This is a genomic window from Oleiphilus sp. HI0079, assembly GCF_001635105.1.
Map to the genome: position 1 here is coordinate 1 of NZ_LWFT01000336.1, position 867 is coordinate 867.

Consider the following 867-nt stretch of genomic DNA (forward strand, 5'->3'; position numbering starts at 1 on the left):
GTTGAAGTGACAGTGCATTGATCGCGTTTACGGCTCGGTTGGTGATTTTCTCCGCCAACAGCAGAAATAAGTTGGAAAATAACAAACAAGGCAACGCAATTAGCAGGCCGGCTGCGCTGGTTTTCATCGCAATACCAAGTCCGTCTGCAACCAATGCCGGATTCACGCCGGTTGTTGAGTTTGCGACAGCATCAAACGAGGAAATTAATCCGATGATCGTACCGAGCAGGCCCGTGACAGGTGCGAGTGCAGCAAGCATCTGCAAGAGATAGGGGCCCGTCGATAGCCTGTTTAGCTGCTGTTGAAGAAAACGTTCTACCACCGTATCTCGAACTTCTACTGGCTGCGCGGCATGCTTTGTCATTTGCCTGTGCGCATCTTTTACCAGCGTGTTGGTCAGGGAGATGTGAGTCAGACGGACTGTGGACTCAAGTATGATGAGCATGCTGGCTAAGGCCATGATGAGCAAGGGTAACGTGAGTATGTCCAGTTGGCTTTCTAGGTAGATATAGATATTCATGGGGGCTCTGTTTTTCCTTTTTAATTCAATTCGAATCTAACGGGAATGTGCACGCGAGAAGCGATCGCTAGACCTTTCACTTGATGCGGCAGAAAGCGCCATTCTCTGACGGCATTCACCGCAGAATTGTCTAAAAGTGGGTTTCCAGAGCTTTTTTGTATTTTTAGATGTGTCTGAGATCCGAGCGCATCCAAAGACACCTCAATGACCACGGTTCCTTCCACACCTCGGCGGCGAGCCATGGACGGGTAGGTCGGAGGTGTTGGTGGCGTAGCGAAGAGCGGTTTTCTGACCAGCGGCTGCGGCTCTGCATGGGGTCGTCCTAACGCGTTTTGTTCACTGCTCGC

At 51.0% G+C, this 867-nt stretch carries 2 protein-coding genes; both read right to left on the minus strand.

The window, feature by feature from the left end:
* The coding region (locus A3750_RS04635) for a MotA/TolQ/ExbB proton channel family protein (protein WP_068548054.1) at nt 1-520 on the minus strand (520 nt) is incomplete at its 3' end.
* Between the two features lie 20 nt (nt 521-540).
* Nucleotides 541-867: energy transducer TonB (locus tag A3750_RS04640; RefSeq protein ID WP_156498400.1), on the minus strand; the 327-nt coding region annotated here is incomplete at its 5' end.